The sequence below is a fragment of the Anaerobacillus alkalilacustris genome (assembly GCF_001866005.1).
In the GTDB taxonomy this organism is placed as follows: domain Bacteria; phylum Bacillota; class Bacilli; order Bacillales; family Anaerobacillaceae; genus Anaerobacillus; species Anaerobacillus alkalilacustris.
The window spans coordinates 300,003-316,027 of sequence record NZ_MLQR01000001.1; the positions used below are offsets into that span (position 1 = coordinate 300,003).

A 16,025-nucleotide genomic window follows, 5' to 3' on the forward strand; every position below is an offset into this window, starting at 1 on the left:
ATTTCACTTACCATATTATTTCTTATCATCATATCTCCATAGAGTAAAATAAAGATTTGGTTTAATTAGCCCATCAATTGAATTTGATGGGCTAATTACTTTAATAAGAATATGATAAAAACAAGATTTCAAATATTTGAAACGTTATTGGATCAAAAGGGGAGCTTTTTTTCATATGATTTTTGTATAACATGATAAGAGTGTCACCTAACGATAAGTTAGGTCAGTAATTCTAACCAAATAAACCGGTAAATGAGGTGTTGAATCGTGATTAAGCACTGGATGAAAACACTATCTAAAGTAGGAACTGGATTATTTGTGATTTATGTATTATATGCATTTTCTTTTGGAGTACTTATTTTTTATTTTCATCAGTATTTTGAATGTACGTACGCTAACCAAAATGAAGTGGAACGTTTTTGGGGAGAAGAAGTTTCTCAAGATAGGGTCGTTTTAGTAGATGATAGGTATGAAGCTGGTATTGCTCGTATTCATATGATTGATACTGCTCAACATACATTAACTATTTCCTATTATACAATTCACCCTGGACAGTCTAGTGACATCTTTTTTTCTCGTATTATTTCTGCTGCAGATCGGGGAGTTCAGGTTCGAGTATTGCTTGACGGACTATTTCATAATTTGAAGGGTAATCGAAAAGAGATTCTATATTCTTTATCGTATCACCCTGGAATCGAATTGAAATTTTATGAACCATTCGATATGTTTCGACCATGGACGTGGAATAATAGGCTGCACGATAAGTTGATCATTGCTGATCAAGAGCTAGCGATGATTGGTGGACGAAATATTGGTGATAAATATTTCGCACCTGATGGGTATGAAGGTGCCTCAAATGATCGAGATGTCATTATTATAAACACAGATACCGCAAATAGTAAGGAAAGTGTTATTAATGACATGAAGAATTATTTTGAGTATGTTTGGAACCATGATTTTTCTAAATATCCATTATCTCAATTAACGAAAGCAAAAGAGGAAGTGGGAAAAAAAACACTCTCAGATTTCAGGAGATATACGGAAATTGGCGGTGGGCTTGAGTATCAAGACATTGATTGGATTGAGCGCTCATTACCAACCAACAAAATTACGTTTATCCATAATCCGATTGATCGTTTAAACAAAGAACCTTGGGTGTGGTATGAAATTACTCGTCTAATGAAAAAAGCAGAAAAATCAATATTCATACAAAGCCCCTATATAATCCCAACTAACAAAATGCTGAACCATATAGATGAAAATGATATTACTGCCAAAGAGATCGTAATACTGACCAACTCACTAGCCGCTACACCTAATAAGCTAGCCTTTTCTGGTTATTTAAGATACCGTGACACAATAGCAAATTCAAGTGTGAAGTTATTCGAATACCAAGGGCCTACAGAATCATTGCACACAAAAACCTATGTATTTGATAGTAGAATTAGTTTGATAGGCTCTTTTAACCTAGATCCTAGAAGTACGTACCTAAGTACAGAGTCAATGGTTGTAATTGATAGTGAAGAACTTGCTAATAATCTAGAAAGAAAAATCAATAATCATCTTAAATATGACAGCCTTAAAGTCAAGGTGGATGGGGAGTACTACAAAAATCCTATGGTAGTTGAGGAACATGTGCCTTTTTCAAAAGCAATTATAACCAGAGGCTTATCGATTTTCATGCGATTTTTTGAGTTTATGTTGTAGAAACGAAAAACCAAAGGCAGTTTCTTTAAGTTTAAAGGAACTGCCTTTGGTTTATTTTACATAATCAGAATTTCTAAATTTCTAACTTGGAAACTGTCTAGCGCAAGCAGCCAACGAGCTCAGTCACTTCAGTCAAGCAACGGACTTCAATTACTGCTTGAGATCCTTCGTCGATTAGCTTCATGCAGTTTTGCTCCTGCGATTACTCGTCGCACGGAAAACAATTGCTCTTGAGCAAACGGAGTGGCAAAGGAGAAGCTGCTCGTGACCAAGGCGCTTGCGCTTTTATTACTGTTTATCTATGTAATCGCAAACCTATCTACGATATAACCATCCATGCGTTACCTTTCTCTTTGACTCAGAAAAAGTACTCTTTTACACAAGAAAAGTGTCCCCTTTATGGCTGCTTCCTTCCGGATCTGACCCGTTCGTGGGTTTTTCGTTGTAAAAGACTTTTTCCTCAACATCAAATTAAAAGTACTGACCACACATGACTAGACCTTCGATAGGAATTCGACCCTACTATAGCGGATTGTAGGCTACAAGGCACCGCTACCGCCCCGTCTATTGCGATGTGTTTCATTTGATAAGTTAATATTACTATGGTTTTTATATCTTGTATATATTAATCGTTTGGTAGTTGAGGTTGGAAATGGCAATTCATTATGAGATATGGAAATGTTGAGAGGAAAGCAGAGAGTTTGGTGAATGATGTTCTATGAACGCGTTTTTTGTAGGAACCATGTGTTCGATATACGTAGATTAATATTGTGCACAAGCTGGATTACGTAATCATTTTTATACAGTATTTAATTTCTGAGAATTCTATTTATTTCGACAAATGTTTATGGTAAATTAAAAGTACTTTGAAATTGAAAGGAAGAAAAAAGTATGGAACAATTTAATAATGTCACGATCATCAAGAAAGCCAACACATATTTTGACGGAAAAGTAACAAGTCGCGTAGTTATATTTGAAGATGGTACAAAAAAGACTTTAGGGATTATGTTACCTGGTGAATATAAGTTTTCCACTGATGTTAAAGAAGAAATGGATATTTTAGCTGGTCATTTAGAATATAAATTGCAAGGTGAAGATTGGAAGGTTATTGATGGTATCGGTGTGTTTTATGTGCCTGCTAATGAACAATTTCAATTGAAAGTTCATTCTGTAGTTGATTATTGTTGCTCATACTTGGCAGAGTAAAGGGTAATAATTAAATGTCTTGAGCTGTATTAGGACTGTAGCTGTAATCCTCACAAATATTTTGTGAGGATTTTTCATATTATCAGAATTTCTAATTTCTAACTTGGAAACTGTCTAGCGCAAGCAGCCTACGAGCTCGGTCACTTCAGTCAAGTTTCTGACTTCAATGACTACATGAATAACGTCTCTGAATAGCTTCATGCAGCAATGCTTCGAGGAAGCCTACTTCGAAGCATTGCTGTAAAACGCAGAAGCACGCGGAAGCCAAAGAGCGGCTTCTGTCAAAGGCCGCCCCAGTGAAGCTACTACTTGGATTACTACGGAGCAGCTGCTCGTGACTAAGGCGCTTGCGCTTTTCTTACATAATCAGAATTACTAAATTTCTAACTTGAAAACTGTCTAGCTCCAGGCGCCATCGGCTCGATCACTTCAGTTCGTCAATTGCGGTCAAAGAGCAGACCGCTACTTGCCGACCTTCCAGTGTTTGTCGCCGATAGGCGGGCGCCTTGCGCTTTTCTTGTGGGTGAGATACATTTCCGAAACCAGTGGGGTGGTGGGAATCCGAAGCGAACGGAAGTAGTATTATCCCGCTAATTAACTCGTCCCATAATTTTCAGATAAGCTTTTTGATTGTTGGAATTATAATTAAAATAGAAAAAGTTATAAATGTGTAAGCACATTTTATTGTGAATGAATACAGTAAGTGTAAGTGGAGACATCCACAATCAAATGCAAAGGGGTGTATGTTAATATGTCACATCCACATGGATTAGGAACAGGTTTTGCGTTAATCGTAGTATTGTTTATCCTTCTAGTTATTATTGGAGCTGCATATGTGAGCTACTAATATAGTGCAATCATTGATTGTCTCGAAAAATGTTGAAAACCTAGGGGGATCTACAAAAGCGTTATATATAGGGTGCATAACTCTTTTTAACCGAATTATTTCTGAAAAGAAGAGCTCACAATGAATAGTTAAGCTTATGCTAGTGAAATAAGCTTTTATCAATTGTAATTAAGGAAAACAAGTAATTTTTTGAGTGCTAAACTTGTCAGTCTTATTTTAGAGTTACCTTTAGCGGTTTTTCACTTAGTAATAAATTATAAAAACATGAAAAATAAGGACATTCGTCTAATCACATGGACTGACACGTGAATATAGTACTCGTAGGTGGAGTAATTCCACAATAAAAATTGTAAGGAGTGTTGAAATATGTCTCATGTAGGAACAACAGGTTTCGCGTTAATTGTAGTATTGTTTATTCTTTTAGTTATCGTAGGTGCTGCTTACGTAGGTTACTAATTAATAAGACTTGGGATGCCCAATCTAAGAGGATTGGGCATTCTTTTCTTTGTATATGCAGAATTTATAAATTTCTAACTTGGAAACTGTCTAGCTCCAGGCGCCATTGGCTCGATCACTTCGGTCAAGTTTCTGACTTCACTGACTTCCTGGATTGCTTCTTTGATGATGCTTCATGCTACTTTGCTCCTGCGATTACTCGTCGCACGAAAAACAATTGCTCCTGCGATTACTCGTCGCACAAAACACTACTTCGAAGCAGTGCGATAAAAAAGATCTTTTCTGATAAAGTACTATCACAAAGTCATTTTTATTAACGCTGCAAGAGGTCAAACAGTAGACGTGCAGCGATGATTAGGGCATTAGAAAAAAATGAAATTCACAGGTGAAGATTCATTTTATGCGGTAAAAGAATTACAGAATGTAGAGGTAAGGTAATGATAGATTTTTATATTCTAAAAGAACCTGAACGTTTAGAACAATTTGAATCCTGGCATATGATACTCCTAAAGGTAAACTTCCATTGGTCTCTATAAAAATCATCAATAAGACACTTAGAAGTGAAACCACAATTCTAAGCGTCTGCCTTTTTTGATACTAATAAATAGATGCTTTTCTAATTAGGTTTCAAAGAAATATTAAATGGGAATAGTAATAGTGACGAAAATAAGGTTAGGTGATTATGTGTTTGAGCTAGGAAAAAGTAGTTTATATGACTTTAAGGCTTCATACAAGAGATATCTCACCTTTGCTTTACTTTATATGTTCTTTACAGGCTTTCTGTTTGTTCCGCTTATAACATATATTTTTAATCGGATGATAAGGGGAATTAGCACCGGATCACTTCTTAATGCAGATGTATATAAAATCGTTTTAAGCTCAACTGGTTTAATAAGAGTGTGTTAGGTTTTAATTTCTCTCAATAATAGACGGTTATTATAACCGCTTAATTGGAGACTGGATATTTTATATAAAATCAACGATAATTAATAACGATAGTATCTTATTAAACGTAATTAATATTGGAATAGGTGTAATGGCGGAGGATAAGTGAAATGGATGTAAAAAAAATTGATGGTCTTGATATTCTAGATAAAATAACGGATGGGTTTTATGTGTTAGATTCCAATTGGCATTTTATCTATCTAAATCAGGTGGCAGAAAATATGTTTAATCGACCAAAAGGAAGCCTGCTTGGAAGTAGCTTATGGGAGCAATTTCCTCAAATAATTGAGTTGCCTATTTTTAGTTATTTTCATTTAGCAATGAAAAAACAACAGTCGGTAAGCTTCGAGTTATATTACCCCTTAAAAAATCAGTGGTTTGATTTCAGGGCATACCCATCAAAGGAAACGCTATCTGTATATTTTGTAAATATAACATCTTCCAAAAGAAAAAGTATAAAAAGAGAACAGCATTATCAATCTTTATTTACGAATAATCCAGATGCCGTTTATTCATTTGATATAAAAGGTCGATACATAAGTGTCAATAAAGCCTTAGAAGAATTAACTGGTTATCGTGAAAGTGAATTAATAGATCAATCATTTCACCATCTGATAGCTAAAGAAGACTTAGAAAAAACAATGTATTTTTTTAATGAAGCAGCTAATGGTCTATCGCAAACTTATTATTGTAAAATAATTCATAAAAGTGGAAGACTCATACATTGTAAGGTTACCAATATACCAATTACGATAGAGAATAAAGTCATTGGCGTATATGGAATTTGTAAAGATATTACTTTGCAAAAGGTAGCTGAAGAAAGTATTGAAAAAGCGGAGAAGCTTTCCTTGGTAGGACAATTATCTGCTTCAATTGCCCATGAAATTAGAAATCCATTAACGACATTAAAAGGATTCCTACAATTAATAAAAAAAGAAAAAGAAGTTAATCCGACTCACCTTGAAATATTACTTAATGAAATGAATCGCATTGAAATGATTACGAGTGAATTGTTACTTTTAGCCAAGCCTCAAGCAGTTCAATTTACTAATGGGAATATTAAAGATACGATAAACGATGTTGTGACTTTGTTACAATCTCAAGCACTGATGAAGAATATCGAAATTATATTTGAATATGAAAAAGTAGGAAGCATTAGCTACGTAAGTAATCAATTAAAGCAGGTATTTATCAATCTTATTAAAAATGCTATCGAATCTATGACTGATGGTGGGGTAATCAAGGTTGTCCTTTTTGACTATAGTCAAGAAAATATCCTAATAGAAGTAATCGATCAAGGTTGTGGAATTTCAGATGACTTAGCGCCTAATATAGGGATGCCTTTTTATTCAACAAAAGAAAAAGGAACAGGACTAGGTATGTTAACTACTTTTAAAATAATTAATGAGCATAATGGAAAGATCGAGTTTAAAAGTAAATTAGGCGAAGGAACTACATTTAGAGTTTTTCTTCCAAAAATAGGTCTTTATAGTAAATAAAATCCAGGATAACTGTATGGTCAAAAAGACGTTCCTATACTTAAGGTACAGGAGCGTCTTTTTGCTTCGTTTCCTACAAGATAAAAAGGATGATGACATAGTACAAACTAATTAATGACTGGAACAAAAAAATAAATCCCCAAAAAAATGCGGGCAAAAATGTATGTATTTTGAGACTAGTAGCATCACCTGCATGCGAAGGCTGAAAAATACTAAGGTAAAATATTGTAAAAGCACTTGATATTGAGTGGATAAGGATGATGCTTGCTGATAGCAAGACAAGAGCTTCCTTCAAACCAAATAAATGATGATAGTCGATATAAAAACTAAATCCTATAAAAGTACAAAGCCATATGATGCCAAAAATATTTCGAACCCATAAGATAAGATTTATGATCGCTAAACCTAGTAACCCATAAAAAATAAATTCTAGTTTGTTTGAATAAATAAAGTAAAAGCTAACAAAAGCAGCAACAGATGAAGTTGTATATCCAGCGTAACTGACGATAACTCGAGAAAGCCACGATTTAGTACCAACTTCAGCCAATCCCTCATTATTTAAATATAAAGAAACAGAGTATACCTTCCCGCTCGTTATAAGTGCAGCAATCGCATGCCCAGATTCATGAACTAACGTATTAATTGTACAAAAAATCCTTCTAACTATAGGGATATGGCAGATGACTAAGGCAGCTACTATATAATAAAAAATATGTTCCAAGTCCAATTCACCTCCATATCAATTTATTATAGTCAATTTTGTTATGTTACAAAATATCTGGAAATGACCGGGCACTATAATTTTAGGAATCTATAATAGCGGTAGCGAGAGTAAAACGGTAACCAAAAAGTGCGAATGGAGCGTAGGTGGGAATTTCCGATGTTTCAGCTTGATGAAACGAGTTCACTCTTTTTTTGTGAGAATTTATAATCAATCTTCTGTCAAATTTAAATCTTTCAATGGTATATACGTTTACAGGCCAGTTTGATAAGGCTAAGGAGGTACTTGATACAAGGTGGATACTTCTTTATATTCCTGTATACATTATTACAATTTGGGATAGTTATCGCAAAACTGTCGACTTAAACAAGTTATATATTTTGGCTGCTAAAGAAAAAGCACCCATCGTTCCCTTTAATTTAGGATCACTAGGTTTAAACTTCTTAGATAAACATCAACCTTCACTTTCAATGGTTTGGTATTTTAATGCCTGGTATGGGGCATCTATATCTTAAACGAATACCACAGGATTTTTTCTTTTAGTGTGCTGGACTATTTGTACTTATTATTCAAACTTCTTAATGCAATTCATTTAACCTGGGATTTGCTATCGATTATTTTTATACAAAGCGAAAAATAAAAGACCGTAAAAAGTTTCCTAATAAGTTTTCGGAAGTCGTATTAATCGTTGAAATGTGATGAAACAAAAAGTGAGCTAGTTGAAGAAATACTTTGGTCGAACTTAGCATTAGGTGTCTCTCGAGTGGAAAAATAATCTTTCTCTATATTATTAATGAATTTCCGCATTCATAATTCTTGCCCGAAAGATACTATACCTAGTTACGCTGAAACGATCGTAACTAGGTATAGATTTCTGCAGCGTGGCTTAGTAACTAAAATGTCCAAGAGGTGAAAAGGCACCAACCGAGAGAACTCGTTCTAACTTCGCTAGAACATCGGAAATTCGGATGAAGTCTCAACTCCACCTGAATGAAAGTTCCCACCTACACTACGCTTAGGGGTGGGGGGCTATGACCCTTAAGTACAAATCAGTTTGATTAAAATTCCCAATCAAAAAACTCTTTTACGAATTGAAAAAATATTTTTTCGGTAGGTGCAAGAGATCGATTTTTGGGAGTTATAATACCAACTGTTCGTTGAACTTCTGGTGTGTCAATTGGTATTTGTACTGTTAAACTTGACGTTCGGTCATAAAATGTCCCGTTAGGCAAGAGGCTTACACCAATTCCAGCTGAAACGAGACCTTTAATAGCATCCATGTCTTCACCTTCTGCTGAAACGTTAGGCTCAAAGCCAGCTTCTTTGCAAGCATCAACTGCGATTTGACGTAATACATATCCATTTGGATATAACACAAAATCATCATGCTTCAAATCGGAAAGAGACAAACTTTTCTTGTCTGATGCGGGATGATTAGCAGGTACTAAAACAGAAATGTTCTCAGAAAATAGAACGTGAGCTTCAATATCAGCGGTACTTTCAGGGACGGGACCTAGAAAGGCTAAATCTAACTCACCGCTCTTAACGGATTCTATTAACGAAGCATAGGAACCTTGACGCAAATGATAGGAAATCTTCGGGTGCTTCGTTTTAAAAGCGGAAATAACGGTAGGGAGTAGATGATTAGCTAGGCTTGTTGGATAGCCGATTTTTACTGTGCCAAATTCTGGATCTAAGTATTCATCGACTTTTTCTTTGGCATAATCAATCGCTTTTATCGCTGCCTTTGAATGAATTAAAAACGTTTTCCCAATTGGAGTTAGTTTAATATTTCGTCCTATTCGATCAAATAACGCCACGCCAAGTTCATCCTCAAGTTTTGAAATTTGAAGGCTTATTGCTGATTGTGCGACATGAAGATGTTCTGCAGCTTGTGTAAAATGTTCTCTTTCAGCAACTTCTATAAAGTATCGTAGTTGTCGTAATTCCATGGTCACACTCCATTCGTTTATATTGATTTTAGATAGATATCATCTAAATCATATATTGTATATATTAATTTGATACCATAAAATAAAAACTACGTAAAGCAATTCGTGAAAAAAACTAACAGGGGAGATAAAAATGACATTTAATAACTTACCAAAAGCACAAGGTCTCTATCATCCTGAATTTGAACATGATGCATGTGGAATTGGTCTATATGCGCACATAAAGGGACTTGCAACTCATGATATTGTAAAAAAAGCACTTAAAATGTTATGTCAGCTTGACCATCGTGGTGGGCAAGGAAGCGATCCTTTAACAGGGGATGGCGCTGGTGTAATGGTGCAAATTCCTGATCAATTTTTCCGTGAAGCATGTCCGGAAATTAATCTTCCAAATAAAGGTCGTTACGGTGTTGGAATGCTATTCTTTTCAAAAAATGAAGCAGAGCGTCTTGAAGTTGAAGCTCGTGTAAACGAATTGATTGAACAAGAAGGGCAGACGCTCCTAGGTTGGAGAACAGTACCCGTCGATGTAAATCAAATCGGAAAAGGTGGACAAGAAACATGTCCTGTTATCCGTCAAGTGTTTATCGGTGCAAACGATGAAATCGAAGATGATTTAGTGTTTGAAAGAAAGCTATTCATTATTAGAAAACAAGCAGAACATTGGGCAAATGAACGTGAGTTACGTTTTTACTTTGCGAGTTTATCAAGCAGAACAATCGTTTACAAAGGTTTGTTAACACCTCAACAAGTAGATACGTTTTATCTTGATCTACAAGACGATTCTTTTGTATCAGCTTTTGCTTTAGTACATTCCCGATTTAGTACAAACACATTCCCGAGTTGGGAAAGAGCGCATCCGAACAGATATCTTATCCATAATGGAGAAATTAATACATTAAAAGGTAATATTAATTGGATGAAAGCTCGTGAACAACAATTTGTTTCAGAAGTATTTGGTGAAGATTTACCGAAATTACTTCCAATCTTAGATACTAGCGGAAGTGACTCATCTGTATTAGATAACGCGCTTGAATTCTTTGTTTTATCAGGTAGAAAGCCTGCTCATGCAGCAGTAATGTTAATTCCTGAACCGTGGACAGAAAACCCACATATTTCAGAAGAAAAGAGAGCTTTTTATGAATATCACAGCTGTATCATGGAGCCTTGGGATGGTCCAACGGCGATTTCATTTACAGATGGAAAACAAATTGGAGCTATTCTAGATCGTAACGGTCTACGTCCAGCTAGATACTATGTAACGAAAGATGATTACATTATTTTCTCATCTGAAGTTGGGGTTATTGATGTTGAAGAAGAAAATGTTCTTTACAAAGAACGTTTGAGCCCAGGAAAAATCCTATTAATTGATTTAGAAGAAGGACGTATTATTTCTGATGAGGAAATCAAATCAGAAATGGCCAATGCTCATCCATACCAACAATGGTTAGATAAGCAATTAGTAAAATTAGAAGAAAAACAAGTGTTAGCTGAAGAATTTGGAGATTTACTTCAACGCCAAAAAGCATTCGGTTATACGCATGAGGATGTTAAAAAGTATTTAATTCCAATGATTACACAAGGGAAAGACCCTATTGGTTCAATGGGATATGATAGTCCTTTAGCGGTATTATCAGATCGTCCGCAATCATTGTTTAACTATTTCAAACAAACTTTTGCACAAGTTACGAATCCGCCAATTGATGCAATTCGTGAGCATATCGTAACATCAACTGTATCGTACTTAGGAGCTGAAGGGAATTTACTTCATCCAAATGAAAATAATTGTCATCGAATTCAACTTGAAACGCCAATTTTAACACAAGATCAGTTGGAGCAATTAAAACATGGTGTTACTTCGGAGTTTAAATGTTCAACTATTCACACACTGTTTTCAGAAGATTTAGAAACTTCTCTCGAGGACGTATGTCAAAAAGCAGAAAAAGCAATTGAAGAAGGGGTAAGCTTACTAGTTTTATCAGATCGAGATATGAGCAAAGACCAATTAGCAATCCCAACTTTATTAGTAGTAAGTGCAGTGCATCATCACCTTGTTAAAAAAGGTGTTCGTACGAAAGTTAGCTTAATTTTAGAAACTGGAGAGGCTAGAGAAGTACATCACTTTGCTGCATTAATCGGTTATGGAGCAGATGCAATCTATCCATATCTTACTTATGCAACGTATCACGCAGCCACTTTAGATGGTAGCTTATCTTTAAGCTACGAAGAAACAGTAAGAAAGTATGTAAAAGCTGTTACTGAAGGTGTTGTAAAGGTAATGTCAAAAATGGGGATTTCAACAATCCAAAGTTACCGCGGTGCACAAATCTTCGAAGCAGTTGGTATTGGTTCAAGTGTAATTGACCGTTACCTTACTGGAACAACTTCACAACTTGGTGGAATTGATATAGAAACGATTGCCAAAGAAGCAAAAAATCGTCATGAGGCTGGATATGTTGAATCGTATGATAAAACATTAGATACAGGAAGTGACTATCAATGGAGAAAAAATGGTGAGCATCACCAGTACAATCCAACTACAATTCACACACTTCAATGGGCTTGTCGTAAAGGGGATTACAATTTATTTAAGCAATATTCTAATACAGCAAATGAAGAAAAAGCTGGATATTTACGTAACTTATTCTCATTTAATGAAACACGCCAGTCGATCTCTATTGACGAAGTTGAGTCTGTAGAATCGATTGTGAAACGTTTTAAATCAGGAGCTATGTCATATGGTTCATTAAGTAAAGAAGCTCATGAATCATTAGCGATTGCAATGAACCGTTTAGGTGGAAAAAGTAATAGTGGTGAAGGTGGAGAAGATCCAAGCCGCTTTACAGTAGATGAAAATGGAGACAATCGTCGAAGTGCAATTAAGCAAATAGCATCAGGTCGATTTGGAGTAAAGAGTCACTATCTTATTAATGCAGATGAATTACAAATCAAAATGGCGCAAGGAGCTAAGCCAGGTGAAGGCGGTCAGCTTCCAGGTAACAAAGTTTATCCTTGGGTTGCTGAGGTTCGTGGGTCAACTCCGGGTGTTGGGCTTATTTCACCACCTCCACATCATGATATTTACTCAATTGAAGATTTAGCGCAGTTAATTCATGATTTGAAAAATGCTAATCGCCATGCGCGTATTAGTGTAAAACTTGTATCAGAGTCTGGTGTCGGAACAATTGCTGCGGGTGTTGCTAAAGGTGTTGCGGATGTTATTGTAATCAGTGGATACGATGGTGGTACAGGTGCTTCACCAAAAACAAGTATCAAGCATGCTGGATTACCATGGGAGCTTGGCTTATCAGAAGCACATCAAACATTAATGCTAAACGGTTTACGTGACCGCGTTGTACTAGAAACAGACGGAAAGCTTATGACAGGTAAAGATGTAGTCATGGCGGCTATCCTTGGTGCAGAAGAGTTTGCCTTTGCAACAGCTCCACTTATCGTATTAGGGTGTGTTATGATGCGTGCGTGTCATTTAGATACATGTCCTGTAGGTGTTGCTACTCAAAACCCAGAACTTCGTTATAAGTTTGCGGGAGATCCTGACCACGTAGTCAACTTCATGCGTTTTATTGCCGAAGAAGTTCGTGAAATCATGGCAGAACTTGGGTTTAAAACAATTGAAGAAATGGTTGGACGTACAGATGTACTTCAAGTAAGTGAAGGTGCAAAAGAACATTGGAAAGCGAGTCAGTTAGATTTAACTGCATTAACTTACCAAGCTGAGGGCCCTCGTACAAAGCGTATCTCTCAAAATCATAAGATAGATGAGTCTTTAGATATGCAAAAAATCTTGCCAGCAGTACAAGACGCATTAGAAAATCAAAATCCAGTTGATGTAACATTCCCGATTATGAATGTTAATCGCGTTGTTGGTACGATTGTAGGAAGTGAAGTTTCAAAACGCTATGGAGAAAAAGGATTGCCTGAAGATACGATCACACTTCGTTTTAACGGTTCAGCTGGTCAAAGTTTTGGTGCCTTTGTTCCTAATGGTATGACTCTTCATTTAACAGGTGATACAAATGACTACTTCGGAAAAGGTTTATCAGGCGGTAAATTAATCGTTAAACCAGATCCAAACGCAGGACTAAAAGCAAGTGATAATGTTATTGCTGGAAATGTTGCATTCATCGGTGCAACAAGTGGTGAAGCTTACATTAACGGACGCGCTGGTGAGCGTTTTGCAATTCGAAACAGTGGTGTGAAAGCCGTTGTTGAAGGAATTGGAGACCATGGATGTGAATATATGACTGGTGGACGTGTCGTTATCTTAGGTAATGTTGGGAAAAACTTTGCAGCTGGTATGTCAGGTGGAATTGCTTACGTACTTGCTGATGATGTAAACGAATTTAAATCATTATGTAACAAAGAGCTAGTTGAATTCGAGACTCTTGAAAATAAAGAAGAGACAAAAGAAGTTAGAGAGATGATCGTTAACCATTTCTATTATACGAAGAGTGAAAAAGCCGATCATGTTCTTAAAAACTGGGATCAAATCACAAGCAAGTTTGTAAAAGTTATTCCGAAAGACTATAAGCGTATGATGGAAAAAATTCAGGAACACAAAGCAAGAGGCTTAGCTGAAGATGAAGCAATTATGGAAGCCTTCCAAGCTAACGCAGCTGTAGAGAAAAAAGCACCAAGTAAAAAATTAGAAGTAGTGGTGAAATAAGAAAGGAGGAGAATGATCATGGGAAAAGCAACAGGATTTATGGAATATAGTCGCAAAAAGCCAGAGGAAAGAGATCCTAAAACACGGTTAAGTGACTGGAGTGAATATTCATCCTTTTTCTCTGATGAAGTATTAAGTGAACAAGGAGCTAGATGCATGGACTGCGGAACTCCTTTCTGCCATACAGGAATGATTATTCAAGGTGCAGCATCTGGTTGTCCTATTAATAACTTAATTCCTGAATGGAATGATTTAGTTTATCGTGGAAGATGGAAGGAAGCATTAGAACGCCTACAAAAAACAAATAATTTCCCAGAATTTACGGGACGAGTTTGTCCCGCCCCTTGTGAGGGGTCATGTACGGTATCGATCTCTAACCCTGCGGTATCAATTAAGGGTATTGAGCGCTCGATCATTGATAAAGGATTTGAAAATGGGTGGGTTACTCCTCGCATTCCGAAAAATCGTACAGGAAAGAAAGTCGCAGTTATCGGTTCAGGCCCATCAGGATTAGCAAGTGCGGACCAATTAAATCAAGCTGGTCATTCAGTAACTGTTTATGAGCGTGCTGATCGACCAGGCGGATTATTAATGTATGGTATTCCTAATATTAAACTTGATAAAGGTGTAGTAGAGCGTCGTATTAAATTAATGCAGCAAGAGGGTATTGATTTTATTACAAACACTGAAGTTGGGGTAGATATCACAGCTGAAGAAATTAAACAACAGTTTGATGCAGTTGTGCTCTGTATTGGGGCTAGAAAAGCACGTGATCTTAAATTTGAAGGTAGAGAAGCGAAAGGTATTTATTTTGCGATGGACTACTTAACAAAAGCAACAAAAAGCCTACTAGATTCTAACTTTAAAGATGGTAATTTCATCGATACAGAAGGTAAGGATGTTATCGTTATTGGTGGTGGTGACACTGGGGCTGACTGTGTTGCAACAGCAACAAGACAAAACGCACGTAGTGTAGCATTATTCCAAATTCTTTCGAAACAACCTGAAACAAGAACTGAAAACAATATGTGGCCAGCGTATCCAAATGTGCACACTGTTTCATATGCTCATGAAGAAGCAGCTGCTAAATATGGTAAAGACCCTCGTGAATATTTAATTCAAACTAAGAAGGTTGTTACTGATGAAAATGGAAATGCAAAAGAATTACACACAATCCAAGTTGAAGAAACTAAGGATGAAAACGGCCGACTAATGTTTAAAGAAATTCCTGGAACAGAAAAAGTATGGCCTGCACAGTGCATCTTTATTGCTGTTGGTTTTGAAGGTGTGGAACAACCAATGTTAACACAATTCGGTGTAGAAACAGTTAACCAAAAGATCGATGCAGAATACGGTAAGCACACTACAAGTGTAGAAGGTGTGTTCGCTGCTGGTGATGCGAGACGTGGTCAAAGTTTAATTGTTTGGGCGATCAATGAAGGTCGCGAAGCTGCACGTGAAGTAGACAAATATTTAACAAAATGTGTAGTTAAGTAATGATTAATACTCCCCGAATATACTAGATCGTTCAGTTTTGGGAGAAAAGTTAGTAATTAGAAATAGAAATAGCGTACCAATTCCTATGATTGGTACGCTTGTTTTTGTTGTTATATCATTATTTCGTAGGACATATGAAAAAATTGGCAAACGAATTCAAGTATAATATTTTACAATGTTATAGAAAAGCCAATGTTCCCAACTTGAAAATCGCCCTTCCTCGTTGTTTAGTAAACTATAGATTTCTTCCTTGTGTATAACATTACAGAGGTGGTGTCAACGTCTAGCTTCAGCAGTTACGAGCTCAGTTTTCGGTTGTTGCTTTGCGACGAGCAAACGGAGTGGCGCTGAAGCTTTATTTACAATATCTTTACAAAAACAAGCTTGAATATTCTTGCATAAGTAACTTATCATATAAGTAATTTGTTATATGTTACGTATATATTTTAATTGAAAAAGCATGAACAAAGTAAGCTATAAAGTAAATAATCGTAATACTAGGAGGAGA

General features: G+C 36.1%; 10 protein-coding genes and 1 other RNA gene. 8 read left to right on the top strand and 3 right to left on the bottom strand.

The window, feature by feature from the left end:
- Positions 1 to 267 precede the first annotated feature (267 nt).
- Positions 268 to 1,707, top strand: a complete 1,440-nt coding sequence (locus tag BKP37_RS01660; RefSeq protein WP_084034497.1) for a phospholipase D-like domain-containing protein — start codon at positions 268 to 270, stop codon at positions 1,705 to 1,707.
- Between the two features lie 307 nt (positions 1,708 to 2,014).
- Here BKP37_RS01660 and ffs read toward each other — a convergent pair.
- An RNA gene (gene ffs, locus BKP37_RS01665) (signal recognition particle sRNA large type) lies at positions 2,015 to 2,280 on the bottom strand.
- A gap of 318 nt (positions 2,281 to 2,598) precedes the next feature.
- Here ffs and ppnP point away from each other — a divergent pair.
- The 5 genes from ppnP to BKP37_RS01685 all read left to right on the top strand — a co-directional run bounded on the left by ppnP (position 2,599) and on the right by BKP37_RS01685 (position 6,660).
- Positions 2,599 to 2,913 (top strand): pyrimidine/purine nucleoside phosphorylase, encoded by a 315-nt coding sequence (gene ppnP / locus BKP37_RS01670; RefSeq protein ID WP_071307965.1) that lies wholly within the window; start codon positions 2,599 to 2,601, stop codon positions 2,911 to 2,913.
- 751 nt (positions 2,914 to 3,664) lie between these two features.
- Positions 3,665 to 3,760 carry a YjcZ family sporulation protein gene (locus BKP37_RS01675; RefSeq protein WP_071307966.1) on the top strand — a complete coding sequence of 32 codons (96 nt, stop codon included), beginning with the start codon at positions 3,665 to 3,667 and terminating at the stop codon, positions 3,758 to 3,760.
- A 366-nt stretch (positions 3,761 to 4,126) separates the two neighbouring features.
- Positions 4,127 to 4,216 carry a YjcZ family sporulation protein gene (locus BKP37_RS01680; protein WP_071307967.1) on the top strand — a complete coding sequence of 30 codons (90 nt, stop codon included), beginning with the start codon at positions 4,127 to 4,129 and terminating at the stop codon, positions 4,214 to 4,216.
- Between the two features lie 642 nt (positions 4,217 to 4,858).
- The gene (locus BKP37_RS20895; RefSeq protein WP_139193033.1) at positions 4,859 to 5,122 is read left to right on the top strand and encodes a glycerophosphoryl diester phosphodiesterase membrane domain-containing protein; all 264 of its coding nucleotides are present in this window, start codon (positions 4,859 to 4,861) and stop codon (positions 5,120 to 5,122) included.
- A 149-nt stretch (positions 5,123 to 5,271) separates the two neighbouring features.
- Positions 5,272 to 6,660: a PAS domain-containing sensor histidine kinase gene (locus tag BKP37_RS01685; protein ID WP_071307968.1), complete on the top strand. Its 1,389-nt coding sequence runs from the start codon at positions 5,272 to 5,274 to the stop codon at positions 6,658 to 6,660.
- Between the two features lie 73 nt (positions 6,661 to 6,733).
- Here BKP37_RS01685 and BKP37_RS01690 read toward each other — a convergent pair whose 3' ends face one another.
- Together BKP37_RS01690 and gltC are read right to left on the bottom strand one after the other, a co-directional pair.
- Entirely contained in the window at positions 6,734 to 7,381 is a 648-nt protein-coding gene (locus BKP37_RS01690; RefSeq protein ID WP_169823058.1) for a M50 family metallopeptidase, read from the bottom strand.
- Between the two features lie 1,058 nt (positions 7,382 to 8,439).
- Positions 8,440 to 9,333: a glutamate biosynthesis transcriptional regulator GltC gene (gene gltC / locus BKP37_RS01695; protein WP_071307970.1), complete on the bottom strand. Its 894-nt coding sequence runs from the start codon at positions 9,331 to 9,333 to the stop codon at positions 8,440 to 8,442.
- Between the two features lie 133 nt (positions 9,334 to 9,466).
- On the opposite strand from gltC, the gene gltB reads away from it, so the two are divergent.
- Together gltB and gltD are read left to right on the top strand one after the other, a co-directional pair.
- Entirely contained in the window at positions 9,467 to 14,020 is a 4,554-nt protein-coding gene (gene gltB / locus BKP37_RS01700; protein WP_071307971.1) for a glutamate synthase large subunit, read from the top strand.
- A gap of 18 nt (positions 14,021 to 14,038) precedes the next feature.
- On the top strand, positions 14,039 to 15,517 hold the full coding sequence (gltD, locus tag BKP37_RS01705; RefSeq protein WP_071307972.1) for a glutamate synthase small subunit: 1,479 nt from the start codon (positions 14,039 to 14,041) through the stop codon (positions 15,515 to 15,517).
- The last annotated feature ends 508 nt before the right edge of the window (positions 15,518 to 16,025 follow it).

Excerpts from the sequence above, each read along its gene's own strand:
- ppnP (WP_071307965.1), top strand. The coding sequence starts at position 2,599 with ATGGAACAATTTAATAATGTCACGATCATCAAGAAAGCCAACACATAT.
- BKP37_RS01675 (WP_071307966.1), top strand. The coding sequence starts at position 3,665 with ATGTCACATCCACATGGATTAGGAACAGGTTTTGCGTTAATCGTAGTA.
- BKP37_RS01680 (WP_071307967.1), top strand. The coding sequence starts at position 4,127 with ATGTCTCATGTAGGAACAACAGGTTTCGCGTTAATTGTAGTATTGTTT.
- BKP37_RS20895 (WP_139193033.1), top strand. The coding sequence starts at position 4,859 with ATGGGAATAGTAATAGTGACGAAAATAAGGTTAGGTGATTATGTGTTT.
- BKP37_RS01685 (WP_071307968.1), top strand. The coding sequence starts at position 5,272 with ATGGATGTAAAAAAAATTGATGGTCTTGATATTCTAGATAAAATAACG.
- gltC (WP_071307970.1), bottom strand. The coding sequence starts at position 9,333 with ATGGAATTACGACAACTACGATACTTTATAGAAGTTGCTGAAAGAGAA.
- gltB (WP_071307971.1), top strand. The coding sequence starts at position 9,467 with ATGACATTTAATAACTTACCAAAAGCACAAGGTCTCTATCATCCTGAA.
- gltD (WP_071307972.1), top strand. The coding sequence starts at position 14,039 with ATGGGAAAAGCAACAGGATTTATGGAATATAGTCGCAAAAAGCCAGAG.